23 protein-coding genes and 1 pseudogene are annotated in these 23,739 nt (G+C 68.0%); 3 read left to right on the forward strand and 21 right to left on the reverse strand.

All coding sequences use genetic code 11. The annotated features are described in order from the left end of the window. Positions 1–64: 64 nt before the first annotated feature. On the reverse strand, positions 65–853 hold the full coding sequence (locus KOR34_RS22735) for a biotin--[acetyl-CoA-carboxylase] ligase (RefSeq protein ID WP_146568418.1): 789 nt from the start codon (positions 851–853) through the stop codon (positions 65–67). A 142-nt stretch (positions 854–995) separates the two neighbouring features. Between KOR34_RS22735 and KOR34_RS22740 the strand changes: the two genes are divergently transcribed. Continuing rightward, entirely contained in the window at positions 996–1,865 is an 870-nt protein-coding gene (locus tag KOR34_RS22740) for a hypothetical protein (protein WP_146568419.1), read from the forward strand. A gap of 295 nt (positions 1,866–2,160) precedes the next feature. Here the strand turns inward: KOR34_RS22740 and KOR34_RS22745 are convergent, their stop codons facing one another. The 9 genes from KOR34_RS22745 to mtnB form a co-directional block, all read right to left on the reverse strand. After that, complete coding sequence (locus KOR34_RS22745; protein ID WP_146568420.1) at positions 2,161–3,207, reverse strand: DUF1559 family PulG-like putative transporter; 1,047 nt, start codon at positions 3,205–3,207, stop codon at positions 2,161–2,163. A 96-nt stretch (positions 3,208–3,303) separates the two neighbouring features. Continuing rightward, entirely contained in the window at positions 3,304–5,100 is a 1,797-nt protein-coding gene (locus tag KOR34_RS22750; protein WP_146568421.1) for a sodium:solute symporter family protein, read from the reverse strand. Between the two features lie 112 nt (positions 5,101–5,212). Next, positions 5,213–6,172 carry a hypothetical protein gene (locus tag KOR34_RS22755; RefSeq protein WP_146568422.1) on the reverse strand — a complete coding sequence of 320 codons (960 nt, stop codon included), beginning with the start codon at positions 6,170–6,172 and terminating at the stop codon, positions 5,213–5,215. 147 nt (positions 6,173–6,319) lie between these two features. Then, on the reverse strand, positions 6,320–6,997 hold the full coding sequence (locus KOR34_RS22760) for a class I SAM-dependent methyltransferase (RefSeq protein ID WP_146568423.1): 678 nt from the start codon (positions 6,995–6,997) through the stop codon (positions 6,320–6,322). A 112-nt stretch (positions 6,998–7,109) separates the two neighbouring features. Further along, the gene (locus KOR34_RS22765; RefSeq protein ID WP_146568424.1) at positions 7,110–7,871 is read right to left on the reverse strand and encodes a hypothetical protein; all 762 of its coding nucleotides are present in this window, start codon (positions 7,869–7,871) and stop codon (positions 7,110–7,112) included. Positions 7,872–8,110: 239 nt separating this feature from the next. After that, positions 8,111–8,554, reverse strand: a complete 444-nt coding sequence (locus KOR34_RS22770; RefSeq protein WP_146568425.1) for a hypothetical protein — start codon at positions 8,552–8,554, stop codon at positions 8,111–8,113. Positions 8,555–8,559: 5 nt separating this feature from the next. Beyond that, positions 8,560–9,303, reverse strand: a complete 744-nt coding sequence (gene mtnC / locus KOR34_RS22775) for an acireductone synthase (RefSeq protein WP_146568426.1) — start codon at positions 9,301–9,303, stop codon at positions 8,560–8,562. Beyond that, positions 9,303–9,902, reverse strand: a complete 600-nt coding sequence (locus KOR34_RS22780) for a 1,2-dihydroxy-3-keto-5-methylthiopentene dioxygenase (protein ID WP_146568427.1) — start codon at positions 9,900–9,902, stop codon at positions 9,303–9,305. The genes mtnC and KOR34_RS22780 overlap by 1 nt, the downstream gene beginning before the upstream one ends. Positions 9,903–10,129: 227 nt before the next feature. Beyond that, on the reverse strand, positions 10,130–10,789 hold the full coding sequence (gene mtnB / locus KOR34_RS22785) for a methylthioribulose 1-phosphate dehydratase (protein WP_146568428.1): 660 nt from the start codon (positions 10,787–10,789) through the stop codon (positions 10,130–10,132). Between the two features lie 126 nt (positions 10,790–10,915). On the opposite strand from mtnB, the gene KOR34_RS22790 reads away from it, so the two are divergent. Continuing rightward, positions 10,916–11,854 (forward strand): DNA-3-methyladenine glycosylase family protein, encoded by a 939-nt coding sequence (locus KOR34_RS22790; protein ID WP_197531678.1) that lies wholly within the window; start codon positions 10,916–10,918, stop codon positions 11,852–11,854. On the opposite strand, the gene KOR34_RS22795 is transcribed toward KOR34_RS22790, so the two are convergent. Then, a complete protein-coding gene (locus KOR34_RS22795) occupies positions 11,829–12,422 on the reverse strand; it encodes an ECF-type sigma factor (RefSeq protein WP_146568430.1) in 594 nt (197 codons plus the stop codon). The two genes, KOR34_RS22790 and KOR34_RS22795, sit on opposite strands and share 26 nt — an antisense overlap. A 196-nt stretch (positions 12,423–12,618) precedes the next feature. Between KOR34_RS22795 and KOR34_RS22800 the strand changes: the two genes are divergently transcribed. Continuing rightward, entirely contained in the window at positions 12,619–13,188 is a 570-nt protein-coding gene (locus KOR34_RS22800) for a GNAT family N-acetyltransferase (protein WP_146568431.1), read from the forward strand. 235 nt (positions 13,189–13,423) lie between these two features. Here KOR34_RS22800 and KOR34_RS22805 read toward each other — a convergent pair whose 3' ends face one another. The 10 genes and pseudogenes from KOR34_RS22805 to KOR34_RS22850 all read right to left on the reverse strand — a co-directional run bounded on the left by KOR34_RS22805 (position 13,424) and on the right by KOR34_RS22850 (position 23,674). After that, positions 13,424–13,975: a hypothetical protein gene (locus KOR34_RS22805; RefSeq protein ID WP_146568432.1), complete on the reverse strand. Its 552-nt coding sequence runs from the start codon at positions 13,973–13,975 to the stop codon at positions 13,424–13,426. An 825-nt stretch (positions 13,976–14,800) separates the two neighbouring features. Further along, a complete protein-coding gene (locus KOR34_RS22810; protein ID WP_146568433.1) occupies positions 14,801–15,889 on the reverse strand; it encodes a glycosyltransferase family protein in 1,089 nt (362 codons plus the stop codon). A gap of 27 nt (positions 15,890–15,916) precedes the next feature. Next, on the reverse strand, positions 15,917–16,651 hold the full coding sequence (locus KOR34_RS22815; protein WP_146568434.1) for a class I SAM-dependent methyltransferase: 735 nt from the start codon (positions 16,649–16,651) through the stop codon (positions 15,917–15,919). Next, a complete protein-coding gene (locus KOR34_RS22820) occupies positions 16,590–17,894 on the reverse strand; it encodes a DUF3419 family protein (RefSeq protein WP_146568435.1) in 1,305 nt (434 codons plus the stop codon). Before KOR34_RS22820 ends, KOR34_RS22815 begins: the two co-directional genes overlap by 62 nt. Before the next feature lie 164 nt (positions 17,895–18,058). Next, positions 18,059–18,937: a UDP-2,3-diacylglucosamine diphosphatase gene (locus KOR34_RS22825; RefSeq protein ID WP_146568436.1), complete on the reverse strand. Its 879-nt coding sequence runs from the start codon at positions 18,935–18,937 to the stop codon at positions 18,059–18,061. A 285-nt stretch (positions 18,938–19,222) separates the two neighbouring features. Then, entirely contained in the window at positions 19,223–19,798 is a 576-nt protein-coding gene (miaE, locus tag KOR34_RS22830) for a tRNA-(ms[2]io[6]A)-hydroxylase (RefSeq protein ID WP_146568437.1), read from the reverse strand. Between the two features lie 2 nt (positions 19,799–19,800). Continuing rightward, positions 19,801–20,676 carry a Sir2 family NAD+-dependent deacetylase gene (gene cobB / locus KOR34_RS22835; protein WP_146568438.1) on the reverse strand — a complete coding sequence of 292 codons (876 nt, stop codon included), beginning with the start codon at positions 20,674–20,676 and terminating at the stop codon, positions 19,801–19,803. Between the two features lie 52 nt (positions 20,677–20,728). Further along, positions 20,729–21,418, reverse strand: a pseudogene (locus KOR34_RS27245) (SDR family NAD(P)-dependent oxidoreductase); the annotation flags it as partial. 44 nt (positions 21,419–21,462) lie between these two features. Then, positions 21,463–22,803, reverse strand: coding sequence for a dihydroorotase (locus KOR34_RS22845; RefSeq protein ID WP_146568440.1), 1,341 nt, complete (start codon positions 22,801–22,803; stop codon positions 21,463–21,465). 118 nt (positions 22,804–22,921) lie between these two features. Beyond that, positions 22,922–23,674, reverse strand: coding sequence for an alpha/beta hydrolase (locus KOR34_RS22850; protein WP_146568441.1), 753 nt, complete (start codon positions 23,672–23,674; stop codon positions 22,922–22,924). Positions 23,675–23,739 lie beyond the last annotated feature (65 nt).

Here is a 23,739-nt window from a genome sequence, read left to right on the forward strand (position 1 = left end):
CGGAGCCCCTAGGATAGTGGGAGCGCCTGCTTCTTTGAATCCGCCCCGGGGCCCGCGGCTGCGGTCACTCGAACCACTCCACCACGCCGCCGTAGCAGGCCCGGTCGCCCCCGGGCTGCTCGATCAAGAGCGCGCCGTCCTCGGCGATGCCCCGGCAGACCCCCTCGACCACCTCGGCCGGCAGGGCCAGCCGCACCCGGCGTCCGTCCAGCAGCGACCACGCCCGCCACAGGCCGGCCAGCTGTGGGTCGCCCGCCAGCAGCATTGCCAGGCACGCGTCGAACTGCCGCAGGCAGTCGATCAGCACGCCTGTCAGGTCCAGCGGCCCGCCGGCGGCGTCCGCCAGGCTGACCGCCCGCTGCTGGACCTCCGGCGGGGCGTCGGCAAAGCGGTTATTCACGTTGATCCCCACGCCCACCACGAACCGGCCAACCGCCACGCCGGGCGACTCGATCAGGATCCCGGCCGCCTTCCGCCCGTTGAGGTAGACATCGTTGGGCCACTTGAGCCGCGTCTCGCCCGTCGGGACCGACTGCTCCACCGCCTGACAGATCGCCAGCCCGGCGGCCAGCGACAGCCGCGGCGTGTGCTCGGTCGGCAGCGGCAGCCGCGGCGTGATCAGCGAGAATGTCAGCGCCCCTTCGCCGGCCCACCAACGGTTTTCCCCGCGTCCCTTGCCGCGGAGCTGGCGGCTGGTGAGCACCAGTTCCGAGGTGTCGTCCGGGATCTGAGCCGCCCGGGCGAGCGCAACTTCGTTAGTAGAATCGGTTTCCGGCAGGTAATGGACGTGCCCAACGGTGGTCCGATCCAGCACCTGAGGCAGGTCGAGCGTGTTCTGCGCGGCGTCCGGCATGCCGCGGATGGTAGCCCACCGGCCAGCGGGCGCCTACGCCCGCGACTCCCCGCGGTGGGGGGCGATTTGCCCTAACCGGCAAAGGCGACCTACAATACGGGACGCACCCACCGCCGGAATTGCCCGTAAAACGAGGCCAATCATGCTGTTTACCCGCTCCCCGCTCCCCCGCCTGCTGCTGCTGGGCGCTGTTCTCTTTGCGTTCGCGTCGGAGGCCGACGCCCAGCGCTTCTACCGCCGCCGCGCCCGGATGATGGCCGCACCCGCGTACGGGGTTGGCGTGAGCCCGAGCGGCGGTGTGTCGGTCCGCACGCCGTACTATTCCTTCGAGCGGCGCCCGGGCTACTACCCCGGCTCGTTCTACGGCCGCTACGGCTGGCCCGGGTTCTCGGTCCGCGTGCAGGGCACGACGTCCCCGCGCGTGCAGGGGCCGGCGACTCCCACTCCCGCCGGCGAGTACGACCCCGCGCCGCGCGACGATCAGTACGCGCCCACGCCCACCGAGAGCTACAACCTGGCGCCGGTGTACGAGCCCACCGTGGCCCGCCCCGACGCCGGCAGCCAGCTCAACACCGCCTACGACGCGCTGATCAACAAGCTCGACGAGTTTGACGGCGGCGCCGGCTGGCAGAAGTACTTCGCCCTCACGCCCGCCGAGCTCGCCGACCCGGCCAAGACCGGCAAGGTGCTCCGCCGGATGGATTCGGTCGCCGCCGACCCGCAGTTCGCGGCGGTCGCTGACCTCGAGGAGTTCCGTCAACTGCACGCCGTGATGCAGGCGGCCACCGCCGAAGCGAGCGCCCCGCGGCGGCCCTCGCTCGGACCCCCGCCGACAACCGAGCCCGAGCAGGTCGAGGCGATCCCCGTGCCCCGCTCGACCGGCGACAGCGGCCCCCCGCCCGAGCCGCGGCCTTCGGCCGGCGGGTCCTCGTCCGACGGGTTCGACGCGCCGTCGCTGCTAGAAACCGGCCCCCGCACCGGTGGCGAGCGCTCGGTTCTGAAGGACGAGTAGCGTAGAACCAGCCGCGACTTTTGTCCCCAAATACGAACACGATTCTTAGGGACAAAAGTCGCCCCGGATCTCATGCCCGCGATTCTACAACCCCTTGTTGTAACAGGGCTTGGAGATACTGGCCGGTTGCAACTCAACCGAATTTTGTCCTCTGCTATGCGCCGATAGGGACAAAAGTCGCCGACCCGTGGGCGGCCTGAAAGCTCACCAAGCAGTCCCATTGGACCGCGCAGGGTGGCCGGTTTCTAGCGAAAAGCCTCGGCATTAGGGACTCTGTGCCCGGCCTAACGGCTTCTCACTCGCTGGCGGGTAGGCCGCCGTCAGAGCGGCCGAACAGGGCGACAAGCGACTGGAAGTCGGTCGAGTCGGCCAGCAGCCGCACCGAGCCATCGGCCAACGCCACGTTGGCGCCGCCGGGGTGCAGCGCGTACACGCCGGTCGCGTTCGAGTGATTCACACCCACGCCGTGGCCGTTGATGGACCACGCGAACGAGTTGCTGGCCGACCAGCCAACCTGGCCGGGGTAGTCGGCGTTGGGGTTGTCTTTGGTGATGTGAGGCTTGCCGTGCAGGAACTCCACCGGCTTGCCGCCCCGCTCGACCACGGCCAGCGTGTGCGACAGCCCGTCGGTGACATCGCGGAAGCGGCCGCGGCGGTACCGCAGCAGCCTCGTGCCGGAGGTGGTGGGGGTCTCGAACGCGGGCCAGCCCCACACGCCCCACCGCACGAACTGTGTGGACTCGGCGTCGGCATCCTCTGGCAGCGGGTCGGGCAGCACCTGGATGCCGGCCATCGCGTCGTAGTCCGCCCGAACGACGTGGTAACGGTCGTCGTCGGAAAGGTCCTCCCACGCGACGCCGAGCCGATCGTGCTTGCGTCCCCAGCCCAGCCGGGCAGGCGAGCCGCCGGAGGGGCAGACAAAGCTGGGCACGGCCGACTGGGCCACCTCGGCGTTGGCGGCCGACGTGGCCAGCGACTGCCAGTCGATCTTGTCGTGCAGCGGCGCCTCGTCCAGGTGCGGCAGCAGCGGCGTCCGCCACGAGTGCAGGTGGAACAGGTCCCACTCCCGCAGCGGGTAGGGCAGGCTGGTCCCGACGTACAGCGAGGGCAGGGCCCCCTCGGCGGCGTGCACGGCCTGCACTGCCTGGATGGTCTGGCGGAGGTTGTTCTTGCACTGCGTCTGCCGCACCGACTCGCGGCTGGCCTGGATCGCCGGCAGCAGCAGCGCCGCGAGCATCGCGATCAGCCCGAGCACCACCAGCAGCTCGAGCAGCGTAACGCCCTCCGGACCGCTGGCGGGCGGGGCGGTCAAGCGGCGGTGGGGTGCGTTGGGTTGGTGCATCGGCCACGGTCCGTTTGCTCCTTAGACGCGCGCAGTTAACGGATCACGCGGAGGTTCTCTGAAGTCGGCAAGATTGGCCAGCGTCCAACGCGGAGGCTACCGATTGGCTGTGGGCTGTTTCCTTCGAAACGTGGCCGACAAGGCGAGCCCCGTCAAAGTTGCGACAGCTGCCATCACAACCGCCGGGCCCGACTGCCCGTACAACCCAGCGCCAACGGCGAACAACGCGGCGTAGATCGCCGCGGTCCCTAGCGCCATCCGCAGCAGCCCGAGCGGGATGGAGTCTTGCGGGTACGTCGTGATCGGGCTGCCCTGCTGCTCGGCCCGTGTGTAGACCGACCGCCAGCCGGGGCCGCGGGGGTGGACCAGCCGGCAGAACGAAAGCAGCGTGGCCTCGGGCTCTGGACGCGTGAGGAGCGTGGCCGCCAGCCAGATGAGCGTCGTAGCGCCGACGCTCAGCCCCAGCACCTGCCAGTCTTCCAGCCCGAAGTCAACAAACTGGAACAACGCCGCCACCGCCACCGACGCGATCATCGCCACGATCTCGCTCACCGCGTTGATCCGCCACCAGTACCACCGCAGCACAAACACCAGGCCCGTGCCCGCGCCGACGCTCAGCAGCAGGTCGAACCCCTGCTTGGCGGTCTGCAGGTAGAGCGCCAGCCCGCTGGAGAGCAGCATGATCGCCACCGTCGCGACGCGGCCCACCAGCACCAACTGGGCGTCGGTCGCCCGATTGCCCAGCAGCGGCTTGTAGAAGTCGTTCGTGATGTACGACGACCCCCAGTTCAATTGCGTCGAGATGGTCGACACGTAGGCCGACAGCAGCGACGCCAGGATCAGACCCCGCCAGCCGGCGGGCGCGCTGGTCAGCATGGCGGGGTAGGCCAGGTCGTGCCCCAGCTTCGACTCGCCGAGCTGCGGGAACGCCCGCTCCAGGTCCGCCAGCTCCGGGTACACCACCAGCGACGCCAGCGCCACCAGGATCCACGGCCAGGGCCGCAGAGCGTAGTGGGCCACGTTGAACAGCATCACCGCGCCCAGCGCGTTGTCCTCGTCCTTGGCGGCCAGCATCCGCTGGGCCAGGTAGCCGCCGCCGCCCGGCTCGGCGCTCGGGTACCACACGCTCCACCACTGCACCAGCAGCGGCATCAGCAGCACCGTCATCAGGAAGTTTCGCGACTCGGTGGTGCTCCAGTCCCAGCCGGGCAGCATCGCCTGCTTGGCGGCCACCGCCGGGTGGTCGAGCAGGCCCGCCAGCCCGCCGACCTCCGGACGCTGGACCGCGAAGTACGCGGCCGCGACCGAGCCGGCCATCGCCACGCCGAACAGCAGGCAGTCGGTCCACACCACCGCCCGCAGCCCGCCCAGCGTGCTCAGCACCAGCGCCGTCAGCCCGCCGCACAGCAGCACGGCGGCGGGCGACAGCCCGAGCATCACGTGCCCGATCTTGATCGCCGCGACCGACACCACCGCCATCACGATCACGTTGAACACCACGCCCAGGTACGCCGCGCGGAACATCCGCAGCAGGCGGGCCGGCTCGCCGTGGTAGCGGAGCTCGTAGAACTCCAGGTCGGTCGTGACGCCGGTGCGGCGCCACATCCGCGCGAACAGGAACACCGTGAGCATCCCGGTCAGCAGGAACGCCCACCAGACCCAGTTGCCCGCCACGCCGTGGGTGCGGACCAGCTCGGTGACCAGGCCGGGCGTGTCGGCGGCGAACGTGGTGGCGACCAGCGACACCCCGAGCAGCCACCCCGACATGCCGCGGCCCGACAGGAAGTACTCGGCCGGGTTGTCCCCGGCGCGGCGGCTGGACCACAGGCCGACCAGCACGCTGACCGCGATCACCGCGGCGATGATGGCGAGGTCGATGAACTCCAGCTGCATGGCGGTTCCTGCGGGGCGTCGGGCGATGACGCCTGCGGCGCCGCGGGCATTGTAGGGCGCCGGCGGCCGGGTTGCACGGCGGGAACCGCGTGGCGGCCCAGCACGCAGCGACTCAGTCCGTCGGGCGCTCGATCTCCAGCCCCGCCGGCGCAACCACGTCGAGCGCCACGAAGGTAGTCCGCCACTGCCACGGCGTAGGGCTCAGCGGCCGTTCTTCCCAGCCGAGCTGATCGGCGAGTTGGTGCACGGCCGGCGGGACGCCGATCATCGTGAACTCCTCGTAACCGCGGAGCACGCACCGCGTCTTGGCGGGCAGCGCGATCCGCCCGCGACGCAGGTTGTGGTCCTCCACGTAGGAGCAGCTCACCACAACCGACACCGGCTCCGCCAGGCGTTGGCCGTTGACGTTGTCGACCAGCAGCGTGTTCGACTCGACCTTGCCGCCGGTGACCAGGACGCCTTCGATCGTCAGCGGGTAGCCGAGCGGCGCCCCTAGCTGACCGCGTGGCGCCGACCTGCGGGGGCCGGCCCCGGCGGGTTCGCTGGGCGCCGGTTGAAGCCGATCGTGCTCGCCCTCGCCGAGGTTGATCTGAAAGGTAGTGAGCCGCCCAAGCACGTCTTGGTCCAACCGGCCGCCACGGGACAATCGGCAGAAGAGCTGCTTGCCGGTCCCGGCGGGGTGGCGTTCGGACAGGTCGGTGACCCAGTAGGGCTCGCGCAGCGACTGTGGCATCATCGCTTGGTTGACGACGCTGTCATCCTGCACACTTATCTGAAGCCTGAATCCGACGTGCGTTGGCCCCACCGCTTCGTGCGGCTGCTCTGAGACTTCACCCGTCATTGATCGCCCGTAGACCGTGAACTTCCGAGTTCGGTAGTCCACCACCAGCGTGCTGGGGTAGTGCTGCGGGTACTCAAACCGGAGCTCGTCCGCCAGGTCCGGGAACGCGGCGCGGAAGTCCTCTTCAACCCGCTGCAACAAGCTGTCAGCCTGCGTGGCGGTGTCCTCAGCGTGGGCCGCCAGAGCGCCGATCGCGAAGAATACCGCGGTCACGAGTGAGAAGGCCTTCATAGACCACCGATTGGGATGAATTGGGGGAACTGCAGACGGTTCTGGTTTCGACGCGGTACGCTACGAAAAGGTTCCCAATCGTGGGACGACCCTCCGCGTCGTGGCGTGCGAGCAGGCCGCCGGTTGAGACCCAACGGCGGGCCAGGCTCAACGGCGTGCCGCCAGCCAGCCGTGGATCATGCCCGCCTGGAAGAACTGGCAGGGCGAGTCGAACCCGCCGGCCTCGATCAGACCGGCGACTCCGGTGGGCGGCAGCACGGCGACCGCGTTGTTGTACGCGTCCCGCAGGCCGGCGAGCTGCTCCTCGTTCATGCCCGCCCACCGCATCGCCTGCATCCAGTGGGCCAGCAGCTGCTCGCCGGCGGCAGACTCTTCGGCCGCCAGGTCCGCCGTCGCGAGCCGTGCGCCGGGGCGGAGCCGCGCGGCGATTGCGCTGAAGAAGCCGGTCCGCTGCTGCGGGTCGAGCATGAACTGCGACACCAGGATCGACGTGGCCGCGTCGAAGGGTTCGCCGGGCGGCAGCGAGTCGAGGTAGCCGGTGTGGAATTCGCAGCGGTCCGCCACGCCGCTCTCTTCCGCCTTGCGGCGGCAGACCTCCAGCATCGGCCCCGACGGGTCGACCGCCGTGAATCGCCAGCCGGGGAACCGCGCGGCGAGCGCCAGCAGGTCCGCCCCGGTCCCCGCGCCGACGCACAGCACGCGGGCGCCGGCCGGCAGGTCGGCCAGCTCCGCGCTGATCAAGAGGTGCAACGCGTCCACCAACGGCCGCAGCGCGGCGAAGCGGTTGTCGTAGTCGGCGGCGTGGGTCTTGTCGAACGCGGCCATTATCACCCGCTAGGCTAGTGAGATGAATACTGGGGGAAGTCGGTTACGCCGGTGCGGCGATCGCTCTCGGATACGCCACTACTAGGCGGGGAGAGCTTCGGTCTGCCACGTTTCAGTGGACTATTCGGCAGTCAGGGTGCGCGCTCTTGAAACGAGACAGCGACTCTTGCGAGAGGTCCGCACCGATCACAATGAGTTCTTGTATGTGAGGAAGACCCGCTAGTTGATCGAGCCCCTGATCCGAAATGTTGGGCGAATCGAGGTCAAGCACAAGCAGCTTCTGGGCCTCGGCACACTCGGCGAGGTAGCTCGCCCCTGCGTCGTCGAGGTTCGAGATGCGGAGCTCTTTCATGTCGCCGACGAGTGGCCAATATTCCACGGCAAACACCTTCCCGTAGGGCTGCAGCATGCTCTGAACCATTGCTCGCCGGCCTTCTACCCATTGTGACTGACGGTACGCAAACGCGGAGCCCCCGACGACGACGCACAGCACCGTTGTGGTCGCTAGCAGGGTGCGAAGGGTGTAGCGACCACACGTCTGCCGCGGCGGCGCGAGCGGCGCGGCGAGGGGGATGTACAGGAGGTAACCGAGTGAGCCCCAACCAAACGGCGCGAACCGCCTCCAAAACCCGGAAGCATAGTTGGACGCCCAGGCGGGAAACTGCTCTTCAAAGAAGATCAAGCCAACCGACAGCCAAGCTCCGACAACGGCAATCAACAGCGGGAGCGAGGCGTTGGAGAGCGTCGTGCCGAGCGATGTGAAGTAGCACGCGTGGTACTGCCGCGCGAGCTGCCGCCAGAATGGCCACCCGGCGAGCTTGCTCGATAGGAGCGTCGGCTCTTCGGCGGGGTTGCTCTTGCTGAGGTCTGGCATCGGCGTCGCAGATTCTCTGCCCCAGCGAGGTGGACACGCTCCAATGTACCGAGGGTTCTCCCCATCGTCACGTTGGTTCTCCCGGCTCGGAGAGCTGGGGGTACGTTCGGGCGCCGTTTGGCGGAGGTGACTTCGATCTCAGCAAAGCTAGCCACTTCGGGTCTTGTCCACGCCGGAGGCGGCCTGGTGAGTTTAATGGGCTGAATAACGATAAACGCCCCGTAAGAACCCAACGTTATTCACCAGCCAGGGGCGATTCCCGCCAGCCGCACTACCAGAGCAAACAGGAAACAGGCGCAGAAAAAAAGGGCGCCTATTACCGTACCTTTTAGCTGCCGCGGATCGGCTTGGTAGCGGTGAGCACGCGGTTGCGATCGCAGTCGGCCTCTCAATCTTGAGCGCGAGATCGACGACAGCGACCACCTGCGTAAGCAGTCCGCCAGCAGGAGCGTCAGCGACATGACTCCGAGCAGAAGGAAGCCGATCCCCAGGGCCGTGGCGCCGATCTCATCCATGTTCCACTGCCCATCGAACAATGATCCGGCCGTGGCGAGTAGGATCGATCCGCCAATCGAAAGTCCCAACGCGGTGCTGGCGGCGTAGTAGCTCCGCAAGGTGGCGTGCAGCGGACGCAGACTGTTGGCGCGAGAGAAGGACTTGCCGACCTGCTGACGGTGATTCACCAGGGCTAGCTGCTAGGGTTCTTAAAGTCGATCAGGATCTCAGCAAAGCTAGCCACCTCCGTGTGCCCGTGCCCCGGCTCGACGGGCGCGTTGTCGGGACGAATCAACAGGCCCGTCTGCATGCCCGCTTCGCGGGCGGCGTCGAGTTCGGCGGTGATGTCGCTCAGGAACAGGATCGACGCGGGCGGCAGGCGCCAGTCGGCGGCGATGGCCGCGTAGCTGGCGGCCTCGCGTTTGGGGCCGGTGGTGGTGTCGTAGTGGCCGGAGAACAGCGGCAGCAGGTCGCCCTGCTGGGTGTGGCCGAAGAACAGCTGCTGCGCCTGGATGCTGCCGGAGGAGTAGATCCGCAGGTCGGCGCCGGCGGCCCGCCACCGATCGAGCGCGGGCGGCACGTCGGGGTACACGTGAGCGACCATCTCGCCGGACTCGAAGCCGCTCTTCCAGATCAGGCCCTGCAGCTGCTTGAGGCCGGTCGCCTTTTGGTCGGCGTCCATCAGGCGGGTGGCTTCCTCCTCAACCAGGTCGCGCGGGGCGCGGTCCTCGGCGTCGGCCCATGCGGCCAGCGACGGCTGGCCTGCGTCGCCGGCGACTTGCTCGCAGGCGGCCTGGCAAGAGGGGTCGTCCCACGACTGCTGGAGGTAGGCGGCCAGCTCGCGCCGCGCGAAGGGGAACATCACGTCGTACACGAACTTGACGGACGAGGTGGTCCCCTCGACGTCCAGCAGCACGCCCTGCGCTTCGACCTGCATCACAGCTCCACCGCACCTTTGAGGCCCTCGGCCTTGGGCAGGTAGCTGCCGCCCCAGCAGACCGGCTGGTGCTTGGTGTGCACGCCGTCGGCGATGTACTCGGGCGTCCAGCCGCTGGGGTCCTGGAACAGGCGGATGCAGCGGATCTGGCGGTTGTCGCACAGGTGGAACCAGTGCTTGGTGCCGGCCGGCACGTTGATCAGGTCGCCGGTGGTGACCTCCACCGAGAACACCGGGCCGTCGACGCCGTTGATTGCGGCGTCCGGGCTGATCCAGAACACGCCGCGGCCGGCCACCGTGAACCGCACCTCGTCCTCGCTGTGGGTGTGCTCCTTGTCGAACTTGGCGAGCATGGCGTCCAGGTTCGGCGTGTCGGGCTTCACGTTGATCACGTCGGCCGTGACGAAGCCGCCCCGCTCGCTCAGCCGGTCGATCTCCGGCTGGTACTCGGCCAGGATCTCTTCGTCGGTCGGCGAGTCGCCCAGGCGGCCCTCGACGTCCCACTTCTCGTACCAGATGCCGAACGGCGCGAGGAACTCGCGGATGGCGTCGGGGTCCTCAATGCGGCGGTTGTCGTCCGAGACGGTTACGGTCGCCATGTTAGTGAGCCTTCCGGTTGGTGAAATAGGGGGACAGGCACGCTGGGATCGGTCCGATGAGAGGGTCGGGCTTTCCCGGTTGCGAGCCAGTCCCCAATTTCACGGGCGCCTTGCTGGTTGATCGTAGTCCCCGGCTCTGCCGGGGGATGAACGTGCTGGTTGACTTGCTGTTGCGCGATCCCCCGGCGGAGCCGGGGGCTACGGGTTAGTGCTCCGCTTGCAAGCGGCTAGGCCAGGCTCAGCTTGCGGAGCTCGCACTCCATGAGGAACTCGAACACCTCGATGTGGCGGCGGGCCTCGGCGATGTCGGCGCCCCAGGCGTACAGGCCGTGCTTGCGGATCAGGAAGCCGTGCTGCAGCGGGTGGTCGGCGTCGTTCAGCCGTTCCTCGACCTTCAACGCGAGCGACGGGATGTCCTGCGTGTTCTCGAAGATGGGGGTCAGCTCGGTCGCCTGGTGGGTGCTGTGCCCCGACAGGCCCTTGAGCATCTCGTAGCCTTCCAGCCGCAGCACGCTCTGCCCCGCGTAGTGGTCCGACAGCAGCGTCGCGGCGGGCGAGTGCGTGTGCAGCACCGCTCCCACGCCCGGCTGCCGGGCCAGCACGACGTGCAGCATGGTTTCCGCCGACGAGGGCGGCGCGCCGGCTTCGACCGGCCTGCCGTCGGCGCCGACGCGGACGTAGTCGCCGCGGCCCAGGCGGCCCTTGTCCTTGCCGCTGACGGTGACCATCAACTCCAGCGGGTCGCGGCCGACCAGCACGCTGTAGTTACTGCTGGTCCCCAGCGACCACCCGCGGCGGTGGAAGTCGGCGCCGGTAGCCGAGAGGTCGTCGAGGGCCGCGTCGAGCGCGGCGCCGGTAAGCGTGGGCGAGGAGGCTGAGCTGAGCATCCCGCTAGTTTATCCCTGCCCCGAAAGCCCGAAAAGGGTTGCACCATGGAGCAGGGCCGTTGCCTGTGTGCGAGCGGCGTGCATCTGGTAGAACCAACCGCTCCCCACCCGCACCACGCTCCCGCCATGCCCTCGAACCTGACCATCCGCGTGCCGGCCGACTTCGAGCTAAAGCGGGCGGTCTGCTCGTACGGCTACTTCCTGCTAGCCCCCAACCTGTGGCTGCCCGACCAGCAGAAGCTGCTCCGCCCGCTGACGCTGGGCGGGCGGATCGTCGGCGTCGGGGTGACGCAGCCCGGGGGCCGCGGCGCGCCGCTGCGGGTCGCCTGTGACACGAAGCTGCCCCGCGCCGATCAGGCCGCCGTGCGGGCCGCGCTGGTGCGGATGCTGCGTCCGGACGAGGACCTCGCAGCCTGGAACCGGCTGAACCCGGCGGCGCGGCGGCGGGGGTTCGGCCGAATGTTCCGCTCGCCGACGCTGTTCGAGGACCTGGTAAAGACCATCACCGGCTGCAACGTCACGTGGCGGAACACGATGAGCATGAACCGCCACCTGACGGCGAAGGTGGGCCGCGGCGCGTTCCCCACGCCGGCCCAACTGGCGCGTCTGACGCCGTCGCGGCTCAAGCAGAGCTGCCGCGTCGGCTACCGCGCGGCGCGGATCATCAACCTGGCCCGGGCGTTTGAGCGGGGGGCGGTCGACCCCGACTGGTTTGAGTCGCCCGCCCGCGAGACGGCCGAGCTGCGCGAGGCGCTTCTCAGACTCGAAGGTTTCGGCCCGTACGCCGCCGCCAACATGCTGCAGCTGCTGGGCCACTACGACCACCTGCCGATCGACACCGAGACCTACCGGCACTACTGCCACGTGACCGGCGTCGAGCGGCCCAAGAACGACAAGCTGCTGGACCCGCTGATCCACGAGCGGTACGACCCGCTCGCGCCGTATCAGTTCCTGGCCTACTGGTTCGAGATCTGGCGCGACTACGAACGCCGCTACGGCGACGCCTGGACCTGGGACCCCGCCACGACCGGCGCAAACTTTACCGCCGCGGTGCTGAACAAGTGATGATCATCCAGTCGCGGACGCGCGACCAGCCGACGCGGGCCCGCGTCTCGCTGATGGCCAGCTCGGCGGCGATCTCTGCGTCGCTCAGCCCTCCAAACATCCGCAGCACGGCGATCTGGGCGTGGCGGCCGCTGCGTTGCTCCAGCCGGCGCAACGCCGCCAGCAGACCGACCAGGTCGGCGCCGCCCGCTACTCCTGGCAGGTTGAGCCACACGAGCGGTGCCTCGCAGTGTTGGGCGATGCACTCCTCGACCAGCTCGTCCAGCATGCCGTGCAAAGCGTTGGCCAGGAACGCGAGGTAGCCGTCCGGGTCCGCCAGGTCCTGCAGCCCGCTGGCGCCGAGCGTGTGCCGGGCCGCCTCGTTGACCAAGGTCCGCGGGTCGATCGCCCGCCCCGAACGCCGCTGGCGCACCAGGTCGGCGGCCAGGCGGTGGAGCTCGGCGTAGCTGGCGCGGAGCATCGACCGCGAGGGGGCCATCCGCCCGCCGCGGTTGCGGGACGCAACCCGGTCGGCGTGATTGATTTCGGGCACGTCGGTCAGGTTGTCGGAGCAGGGCAGGGCGTACATGTCGGGGGGGTCTCCGGGGCTTGGGGCGTATCTGAGGCGTCACTACTGATACGCGGCGCGGTCCTTGGTGTTACTGCAGATCACCAGGAGCGGGGAAAACCCGCCACCCGGCCTGCAAAAAGCGTCGTTTGCCTGCTCGGAACCGCGCGGTAGGCTTGACCGAGAGGCCCCCGTTCCCGCCCGTAAAACCGCTCCAATGCCGCTGACCGACCACAGCATCCCGCTCGCGAGCCTCACTGCGCCCGACAGGCAGGCGATCGCCGAGCTGATCGCCCGCACCTGGCCGAAGCCCGACAAGGACGCCGCTTACCGTGAGCGGCAGCTCCAGCAGCTGTCCGCAGGCTACCGCGGCCCGGCCGAGCAAGCGCCGCGCGCGTTCGTGGTGCGGGACGGCGAACAGATAATCGCCAACGCGGTGATCGAGCCCCGCACCGTTGGCGCCGCGGGGGGCGAGCTGACGATCCTAGGCCTCGGCAAGGTCTGTAGCTGCCCCGACCGGCGCGGCGAGGGCCTTGGCGGGCGTGTTGTGAAGGCCGCCCTGGGACTGGTCGACCGGGGCGTGTTCCCCTTCGCGCTGTTCCAGACCAGCGAGGCGGTCCGCCTGTTCTACGAGCGTCTGGGCGCGGTGACTATTGCCAACCGGGTGGTCAACTCCCTGGGCGACGACCCCAACGCCAACCCCTTTGCCGACTCGGTTGTGATGCGCTACCCATCGAAGGAGGGATGGCCCAAGGGCCCGATCGACCTCCGCGGGCCGGCGTATTGAAGCCACCCCGTTTGGCTTCTGGGGGGCGCTTGCGACAAGCGGCGAATGAGCCGCAAGCGTACGTCGACACCGCAATGCCTCATGGGCTTCGCCCACCGACAATCGCTCGATTGTGCCTACCCGCAGGCCGACCGACTTTCGGTGCTCCATCGGCTACACGGTGCCATGCTCCACGCTTGCGTGGGCATGCGTGTGCGTTCAAGGCATTGCCACGCGAGCGTGGCAATGGCCCCGGCTACCAGTTGTCGTAGTAGTGGACGTAGATTGACTCGTTCCGAGGGTCATGGAAGACCAGGAATTGCTCTCCTACGCCCCCGACATTGGCGGCGTAGTACCGCGTGTTGGCGCGCTCCTCGGGGTCCCACCAATCAGGCAAGTGATCCTGCGCCCGAAACCTTTCTTCAGCTTTGGGCGTGTGGTCAGACAGGCTGAGGTCCTTGACCAGCAATTCTAGGAGGCCCTCGGTTTCCTCCATTCGCCAGGCGTACTCACTCGAAAGGCCGTTGGCGACGCAGTATACCCGTATTTCCCCCAACTCAACGTCGCTGGCTTGGGCAGACTCAAGCAACTGACTTAGTGGCCTGGGCCAGTCCTCCTGTGTTGTGACGTAGCCGGGTTCTCCCTTGATGAGTCCGTCGAAGAGGCGATCCATGGCGCGGTCCCAGATCACGAAGCCGACCAGTGGGATCGCCACAAGAAGCGTCACGACGAACAGCGTCCGGACCCGGAACTGGAATGACATGGGCGTTGGCTGCGAATCTTCTTGTTCACTGGTTTCTTGGAGCATGCATTACTCGGCATCTTGGTGGTCTGAAGTTTCGGAGTGGCTGAAATTCACGAGGCATCGTAGCCTCACCGGGTGGCAGCGACAGCAGCCCGCGCGAGCGCTTGCCTGCTGACAGATATCAACCGGGCGGTTGTCGGTGTCGCTTGCGACAAGAGGCGTTTGAGCCGCAAGCGTACGTCGACGCCGCAATGCGTCATGGGCTTCGCCCGCCGACAATCGTTCAAATGAGCCTAACTGCTGGCCAGCCGCGGTGCGAACGACTGTCGGTGTTACGCGGTGCGCATGAGTATCACGCCGGTGTAGAATTCGGCAAAGGAGGTTCCGATTGCTAGCGACGATAGACGCGTGCCGCTGTCCGGCTTGTCCGGCAGTGCGAACCAGGTACCCACTTCGCACTGCCAGGCGAGCTGGCAGTGGCACACGGCGCAGCTAACGCTTCCCTGTCCACACCCATACCAAGGTCCCTGCCGAGATTCCTCCATGGAGTATTAAGGCTTCGACTATGCTCGCTTGATCTTCGAAGTCTCCGCCAGCAATTCTAGCGAAAAAGGACAGTGCCATTAGGGAATATGACACTGGCTGCTATGCACATGAAGATTCTTGACACCGTTTGCCTGGTGCTCCTATTGCCTGGAGCCAACTACGGAACCTGATTCCTCTGCTCTCCATCCCCGGCTATGTGGAAAGGAGTTCCACCAGCTTTGATGCTCATTATCGATGCATCCATAGCCTGCACCGGCAACATCGTCCTGCGCGTTCCCTGAGACGCCAATCTCCGGGCGCCTATCGTCGAACGCTCCACCGCCTCGATTTGAGACGAAATCGCTAGCCCTCATCCACCCGATACTCCGCCAGCATGTTCTCGATCGCCTGGGCGGCGTCGGCGGTGCCGTCGTAGTTGGCGTCGGCCTGGGCGAGGTTCTGCCGGTAGGCGTCGCGCTCGGCCCAGAAGGCGAGCAGGTCCTCGCGGTTGACTTCTTCGAGCAGCCGCCAGTCGCCGCCGCCGAGCTGCTTGAGGAAGCAGGCGTTGATCCGCTGCTCGTGGTGCTTGCGCTCGGGCAGCGCGAGCACCGGCTTGCCGAAGTGGAGCGCCTCGCCCAGCAGCTGGTTGCCGGCCGCGGCGATCACGCAGTCGCAGCCCGCCAGGTTGTCGAGGAAGCTGGTCTCGCTGACCGGCAGGAAGCGGAGGTTGCCGTCGGGCGGGCGTTCGCCCAGGCCGTACACGCGGACCTCGGTCGGCACGGCCTTCAGGTCCTCCAGCACGCGAGGCGGCGTTGCGCGACGCAGGTAGGACAGCACGTGCTGGCCCTGTTCAGGCTCGCGTTGGGCGACCGCCGGACGCAGCAGCGGCCCGACCTGCGTGGCGTCCGACCAGGCGGGCAGGAGTGGCGGCTTGTAGAACGCGGAGATGACCGTCCGCTGCTGCTCGATGCCGAACGCCCAGACCGACCAGCCCATCGCCCAGGCCCAGCGCTGCAGCTCCAGCGGCAATGAGCTCAGGTCGTAGGCGATCATGAAGTGCTGGTGGTCGAGGCTCAGCACAGGGACCTTGCACTTGTGCGCCGCGCGGGCCAGCGTCGGCTCGAAGTCGCAGACCACCAGGTCGGGAGTGTCGCGGTGGAAGTCCTTGACCAGTCGGTTGACCGTGGACCGCATGTTCCACCATGTGGTCAGCCCGCTGGAGATGGTCTTCAGCAGGTCGAGCTTGCCCTCCGAGTAGTGGAACTTGATGCCCTCGGTCTCGCGGACCTCGACGTCGGGGTCGTGCTGGTAGGCGCCGCGGAGGAACTCCAGCGCGTCGAATGAGCTGTACAGCACCAGCCGGTGGCGCGAGCGGAGGCGTTCGACCATCGACCGCGCGCGGGCCGCGTGCCCGCGGCCTTCGCCCATCACGCTGTAGAAGATGGTGGCCACGTCAGGCGGAGGGGTCCGGGGCGGGGGCTAGCCGGCCGCCTTGCGGCCGACGAATCGGTAGTACGGGGGCTTGATGATGGGCACCCACGGGAGCTTGCCGTAATCCTCGTCGATGCTGACCGTTTCGAACAGCGACATCAGGTACGGCACATGGTCGGGGCTGGGGTGCACGTTGTCCAGGGCGAACCAGACCGGCCACAGCGAACGCGTGAACCACGAGTGCCGCTTGAGCCCCTCCGCCGGGAATTTGCGGCCCGTGTAGAAGTCGGCCACGCCGATCACGCCGCCCGGCTTGAGGATCCGGTAGGCCTCGCGGACGGCGGCGAACCAGTCGGGCACCATGGTCAGCGAGTAGGTGAAGGTGACCAGGTCGGTCGAGTCGTCGGGCACGTCCAGCCGGGTGATGTCGGCGTGCAGGGTCCGCACGTTACGCCACCCGCGCGAGGCGATCCGATTGTCGGCCACCTCCAGCAGCGACTCGGAGAGGTCGGCCAGGGTCACCTGGCCGAAGTTCTGCAGGCGGTCGCCGAAACGCTCGGCGTTCATGCCGGTGCCCGACCCCATGTCCACCCACGAAGCCCCCGGCTCGGTGGGGAGCTCGGCGAAGAGCTCGTCGCGGCCGTGCAGCATCCGCTTGCGGAACTCGTCGTAGTCCTCGGCCTGGCCGGCGTAGAAGCTGTCGAGCCGCTCCTGATGGGTCTCACCGCGTATGGGCGAGAGAGTCAGGTGATACAGGGTCTTGAGCTGGCTGAGGGCTGTCATCGTCCGCGGAGTGGTCGTTGGAGTTCGGGGTTGAGGACGAGGGCGCGCCGCCCTTGTGCAGCGTGGCGATGGAGAAGCTGGCGTAGGTGTTGACGCGGTCTTTGACGTGCAGCTCGTCGGCCAGCTCGCGGTTGTACTGCAGCAGCTCCCCCAGCCGACGCGTCTGGCCGTTCACCTGGACCTCGATCGGGTCGACGAAGTCGCAGATCACCGCCGCCCCGCGCCACAGGAAGCGGGCGCCGTCGTCGGCGCAGTCCACCATGGTCTGCCACTGCTTCTGCAGCACGTCCTGCAGGTGCTCGGCCATCCAGTCCATGTGGTCCAGCAGCACGAAGTGCGAGTACTTGCGGCCGACCTCCAGCAGGTGGTCCATGATCGAGTTGTCGTGCGTGTGCACGCGGTCGGCCAGGCCGTCCTTCAGGCGGGCGAAGTGCTCCTCCTTGAGGTAGTTGGGGCAGCACTCGGGCGTGTACTCGCCGGTTAGGTACACGCGCCAGAAGTAGTTGTCCTTGAGCGGCAGCTCGCCGAACACGTGGTCCAGCTGGTCCTCGATAAACTTGACGATGCCGCCGGGGTAGTGACGCTCCAGCTGCGTCCGCTGCGCGCGGGGCACGCCCAGCAGCGAGAGCGTGGTGTCGCGTCGCAGGAACCATTTGATCCAGGGCCCCCAGAATGCCGGCTTGACCTCCTTGGTGTAGACCTCCCGCTGCTCCTCGATGGTGTCGGCGGCCAGCATCCGCTCGATCGCCGGGCGGATCTTCACCCAGCGGTCGATGTAAAGGTCGTTGATGCCCCACGCGAACATGCCGGCGGAGCCGCGGAAGTAGAAGCTGTCACGCCGCCCGGCGCCGAGGAAGAACTTGCCATTCTTGTCCCAGTACTTCGCCGCCTCGGCCGGCAGGTCCTGCCGCAGGCGGTTGTACAGGCGGTCCCAGTCCGCCGCCTTGCCGCGGCCGAACAGCTCGAAGAACTCGCCGTGCTCCAGGTTCTTGATCCCGGCCTTCTTGAGCTCCAACAGGGCGTTCTGACGCGGGTTGATGTCGACCGTGTCGATCCGCTCCGGCTCGTCGAGGGCGTAGTCCAGTGCGTTGCAGCCCGCCGAGGTGATCACCATCAGCCGGTCGCCGGGGCCGAGCTCCAACGCGACGCGGTCCAGCCGGGGGTCTTCCCAGCAGGTGTTGTAGACCAGTTGGTTGCCGTGGCAGAGCTTGAAGATTGCGCGGCTGACGTGAGTCGCGAGCATAGGGGCTCTCTATCGTCGGATAGGCGCGCCCAGCAGGCTCAGTCCGCTGCCGCCGGGCGGGGGTCCAGAAGGAAAGCCGGGGGCCGTCCTTGTAATCCGTCGATTGGACCGGAGTCGCGCGTGCGAATCAAGAGCCCGGCGGCGCGTCAGCCCGCCCAGCCCTCCTATTTTCCCGCGAGCAGCGCGGCCGTGGCCGGCTGGGCCTCGTCGTCCTCACAACCGGCGCCCGCCGCGGGTTGCGCGGCCTGCGGGTTGCTGCGGGCGGCGCCGACCGCGGGCAGCTCGTCGATGACGCTGCCGTCGCGGCGGAGCAGGTGGAAGCCGCCGTCCTCGTACTCGACTAGCGCCGAGCAGTTCTCGACCCAGTCGCCCGTGTTGCAGTACGCCAGGCCATCGACGTCGACGATCCGCGGGGCGTGGATGTGCCCGCAGATGATGCCGTCGCAGTCGGCGTCGCGGGCCGACTCGACCAGCTGGTCCTCGAACTCGCTGACGTGCCGCACCAGCCGCTTGACGCGGCGTTTAACCATGCCGCAGAAGGCGTAGGGGTCGGCCTTCTTGCCCCGGAGACGGTTGACCAGCCAGTTGGTCGAGAGCAGCACGTCGTACGCGAACGAGGCGGTCCACGACAGCCACTGAGCGTTCTGCTCGATGGTGTCGAACTGGTCGCCGTGCATCACCAGGAACCGCCGCCCGTCCGCCGTGCGGTGGACAAAACGGTCCTTGATCTCCACAACGCCGAAATTGGCGAGGAAGCCGCGGAGGAACTCGTCGTGGTTGCCGGGCGTGTAGTAGATCTGGGCGCCGCGGCGGCGGAGGTCCATCAGCCGCTGCAGGATCCGGTCGTAGACCGGCAGCCACCGCCACCGGCGCTTGAGTTTCCAGCCGTCGATGAAGTCGCCGACGATGTACAGCTCGCGGGGCTCGAACTGCTCGAGCATCTCCAAGAAGGGCTCGGCCTGCGAGTGCCGGCAGCCCAGGTGAACATCGCTCACAAAGAGCGTCCGCACCACCCGCCCGTTCCATCCCTGGCAATCGGACATGTGTCTCTCCTCGGAAAGGTTCTTCAGGCTAGACAAACGACGCCATCTCCTCACACGAGTCGGCGCCCGCTGGGCGCGCTTCCGACGGTAGTCCCAGGGCCCGCGGCGTTCCCTGACGGCCGGGCCCAGGCCGACCCACTCGGGGATCTGCCTGTCGGGCAGTATCGTCGAAAAATATGAGGGTTGGGCGAGGTCTGAGTGCGGTGGGGGTTAAAATCTGGTTCAGATTCGGTGAAGGCGGAGCCGCCCGCCGGCAGTCCACTCTACAAAAAACCTCTTCGTGCGTCAGCTGTGCATTCTTGGGGCCGATTCCCCCTCGGCCAAGATTTGGGCCTCGATCCCGGCCAATTCGTCCAGTCGGGCCATCACTTCCGCATCGGGCGCAAAGTCTTTGGCCAGGCGGGTGTAGGTCGTGTGGTGCCGGGCCTCCGACTCGAACAGGCTCTGGTAGAACTCCGCCAGTTCAGGCTCCCGCACCCGCTTGGCGAGGGCCTGGAACCGCTCGCAGCTGCGGGCCTCGATCAGCCCCGCCACCAGCAGGCGGTCGACCGCCCGCTGGGGCTCCTGCTTGCGGACCAGGTCGTTCAGCTTGCGTCCGTACGCGCTCGGCTTGAGCCGCCGCAGCGGCGTGCCGCGTTTCTCCAGCAGCTCGACCACCATGTGGAAGTGCTCGAGCTCCTCGTTGACGATCTCGGTCATCTCGCGGCAGAGGTTCTGGTTCTCCACGTAGGCGAAGATCAGGTTGAGCGCCGTGCCGGCCGCCTTCTTCTCGCAGTGCGCGTGGTCGATCAGGATCAGCTCGAGCGACTCGTCCACCTGGCGGAGCCAGCGTTCGTCGGTCTCGGATTTGAGGTGCAGCATGGTCAGGCGTTGGGGGTGAAGAAGGCCGGCACGACTTCGGACGCGGGGCCTAGTTCTTGGAGGTCAAAGCAATGGCTGTTGGCGGAGGGCTCGAGATTGAGCGCCACGGTCTTGGCGCCCGCTGCTCGGGCGGCGTCGACAAAGCCTGCCGCCGGGTAGACGTGGCCGGAGGTCCCGATTGCTACAAACAAGTCGCAGCTTGCCAGCGCGCGGTCGATGAGCTCCATCTCGAGCGGCGTCTCACCGAACCACACGATGTGCGGACGCAGCGGGGCCGGTGTCTGGCAGCATCGGCAGAGCGACCCGGTGGAGAGATCCTCGCGGCAGTCGCTCACCTGGCCCGACCGCGTGCAGCGTTGCTTGAGCAGCTCGCCGTGCATGTGCACGACACGCGTCGCGCCGGCCTCCTCGTGCAGGTGATCGACGTTCTGCGTGACGAGCAGCAGCTCGCCGGGGAAGTCGCGCTGGAACCGAGCCAGTGCGGCGTGCGCCGGGTTGGGTCGCGCCTCAGCAATCAACTGCCGACGCCGCAGGTTGTAGAAGCGGTGCACCAACTCGGGGTCACGGCGGAATCCGGCTGGCGACGCCACCTCCTCGACTCGGTGCTGCTCCCACAAGCCGCCGCTGTCGCGGAACGTAGCGATGCCGGACTCGGCCGACACGCCTGCGCCGGTCAGCACGACAATCGATTGAAACTCGTGAGGGTTGATCGGCATCCTAGCCCACTTGGGTCGTGTCCCGCTCGGTTGGTGGCGGCGTCGACGCCGCGAATTCCGCGGGCGGTGAAGGCGAACCGAGCTCCCGCCGCGACCGACGCGCCGCGTAGCGCTGGACGGCGCAGGGGAACAGACGCTTGAGCAGCCACAGCCTGCGTGCACGGCCTCCTACAACGCACAGCAGCTTGCCCCGCTCAGCCGCGGCCAGGGCGGCGGCCGCCACCTGGCCGGGTTCGAGCTGAGCCAGCTCGTAGAACCGACCGGCCGCCGAGCGGTACGCGTCGGTGGCGAACCAGCAGGTGCGGAACAGCGGCGTGCGGACCACGCCGGGCGCCGCTACCGTGACGTTGAGCCCGTGCGGCGCCAGCTCTCCCCGCAACGACTCCGACAACGCCAGCACCGCGGCCTTGGACGCGTTGTAGGCGGCGAAGCCGGGCGGGCACACGGCGGCGAAGATCGACGACACGTTGATAATCCCCGCCCGCGGCCGCAGCCCGGCGGGCCGCTGCGGGCCGCTCTCGATCAGCCAGGTCCCCAGCACCCGGCAGCCGATCAGGACTCCCTTCACGTTGACATCCGCCACCCGGGTGACCGCTTCCAGCGGGCAGTCCACCAGATCGCCGCCAACCAGCACGCCGGCGCAGTTGACCAGCAGGTCGATCCGCGGCCAGCGCTCGCGGAGATCCGACTCGAGAGAGAGCCACGCCTCCTGCTGCGACACGTCAAGCAACCGCGTCGAGTCCGCCGCGGGACCGCTGCCCGGGTTGCAGTCGACGCGTGCGACCTGCCACCCAGCGCTCTGCAGGTGCTCGGAGATCGCCCGCCCGATGCCGGACGAGGCGCCAGTCACCACGGCGTAGCCAGTGGGGGCTGGGCCGTCGGACTGGGAATCGGAGCGGGGCATGTTGTGCGGAGGGGACTGGGCGGCCGGTGAACAAACGCCCTATCTTACCCGGCCCAGTAGCCGCCCCGCGAGTGGTCGTAGGTCGCCTCGCGGCCGCGGACCGAGTCATCTACTTTCCCGTCGCAGAACACCTGTTGCCCCATTACCCAGGTGCGGACCGGCCAGCCGGTCAGCGACTCGCCGTCCCAGGGGCTCCAGCCGCACTTGGTGAGCTGGTCCTCGTTAAGGATGACTGCGGTCTTGTTGAGGTCGACCAGCACCAGGTCGGCGTCGTAGCCGGTGGCGATCCGGCCCTTGCCGACGATGTCCCACACGCGGGCCGGCGCGTCGCACATCCAGTGGGCGACCTGCTGCAGGCTGCACCGGCCCTGGTTGACCTGGTTGAGCAACAGCGCCAGCGAGTTCTCGACCGCCGGCAGGCCCGACGGCGACTGCGGGTAGGGCTGTTGTTTTTCTTTGAGTTGGTGCGGGGCGTGGTCGGTGGCGATCATCTGCAGCCGGCCGTCGAGGAGCGCCTGCCAGATCCGCTCGTTGTCCTCGGCGGTCTTGAGCGAGGGGTTCATCTGCACCAGCGTGCCGAGCCGCTCGTAGTCGCCGGTGTTGAAGAACAGGTGGTGGGGGCAGGCCTCGCCGGTGATCAGGCCGCCGTGGTCGGCCAGCAGGTCGGTCTCGTCGCCGGTGGACACGTGCAGCACGTGGAAGCGGTGGTTGTGACGCTTGGCGAGGTCAATCGCCCGCTTGGTTGCGATCAGCGCGGCGCGGTGGTCGCGGATCCGTGAGTGGTCCGCGACGTCGGACGTGCCGGCGTACTTCTCGGCATTGGCGCGGACGGTGGTCTCGTCCTCGCAGTGCGCGGTGGCCGGCAGGGTGGTCTCGGCGAAGATCCGCTCGAGCGCCGCCTGCTCGTCGACCAGCAGGTTGCCGGTGCTGGAACCGATAAAGATCTTGATCCCCGGCGTCCGCTCGGCGGCCTGCAACTCCGCGACATTGTCCGGCGTGGCGCCGATGTAGAAGCCGTAGTTGACGCGGCACTTGCCGCTGGCGAGCTCGAGCTTCTCGTGCAGCCGGTCGACCGTGATGGTGTTCGGGTTGGTGTTCGGCATCTCCAGGAACGTGGTGACGCCGCCTTTGGCGCACGCCCGGCTGGCGTGCTCCAGGTCCTCCTTGTGGGTCAGCCCCGGCTCGCGGAAGTGCACCTGGTCGTCGATCACGCCCGGCAACAGATGCAGGCCGGCGGCGTCGATGGTCTCGTCGACCGCCAGCTGCGCGGCGGGCGCGATGTCGGCGATCCGCGCGCCCTCAATCACGACATCCACCTGCGCGACCTCGTCGGGCAGGACGACCTGGGCGTTCTTGATGAGGGTCTTCACGTTGCGGGCGTCCATAGCTAGAGGGCGGGAAAGCCCTCACGATAAGGCCCGATGCCCGGACGTGCTACCCGCGGCAGTGCGCGGTGCTCGCCGGACGGAAGCAGCGACAGCCGCCTGCGGAGCGGCTCCGCGGCTACACGTTGGCCGCAGCCCCGCAAACGATCTCCATCATCCAGCGGTCGAAGTCGGCCAGCATGGCGGTGGTGAGGTCGTCGCCGCCGGGGTACTGGCGGACGCTCACGGTCGCGCCGGCGGAGTGTAAGAGCCGCAGGTCGGAGCAGAGCTGCTCCTCGGGGTACGACTCGCTCTCGCGGCTGCCGGCCAGCAGGATGGGGAGCGTGCGCAGCTCGTTGACGCGGCCCAGCGGGGCGTTGCCGGTCGGCAGGGCGCCGTCGAAGGTCGCGACCCCTGCGAACGAGCCGGGGTGACGCAGCGCGAGCCGCGCGGCTAGCGTGCCGCCGGCGCCGACGCCCGCCAGGAAGACGCGGCCGTCGTGGACCTTGAAGCGCGAGGTAACTTGCTCGATCGCGTCGAACGCACGCTCGGTGGCGGCCTCGACGCCGTCCGGCGTGTCGGACCAGGCGTAGCCGCCCTCCACCTCGTCGCTCGGCTCGGCGCCCCGGGGGGCGACCGCCAGGTAGTTGCGGGTGCTGACGTGCCGCATCACGTGCGGCAGGTCGCACTCGTTCTGGTCCTGGCCGTGCAGCCACACGACCAGCGGGTAGGCGTAGTTGCGTTCGTAGTTCTGGGGGACGAAGGTCGCGATCGGCGATTCCTCGCCAACCGGCTCGTACAGCTGGACCCGGTCCTCGGCGGGACGCTGCGTCGTGGCGGTGAACGCAAGCTTGATGGCGGGCAGAGAAGGCATGGTGGTGAGTCGGTTCATGCGTTGTGGGTCTGTCGTCGCGTTGCGGGGGAGGGGCCGGCCGCGGAGGGTCGGCGGGCGGGGAG

It is taken from the genome of Posidoniimonas corsicana, assembly GCF_007859765.1.
Lineage (GTDB): Bacteria > Planctomycetota > Planctomycetia > Pirellulales > Lacipirellulaceae > Posidoniimonas > Posidoniimonas corsicana.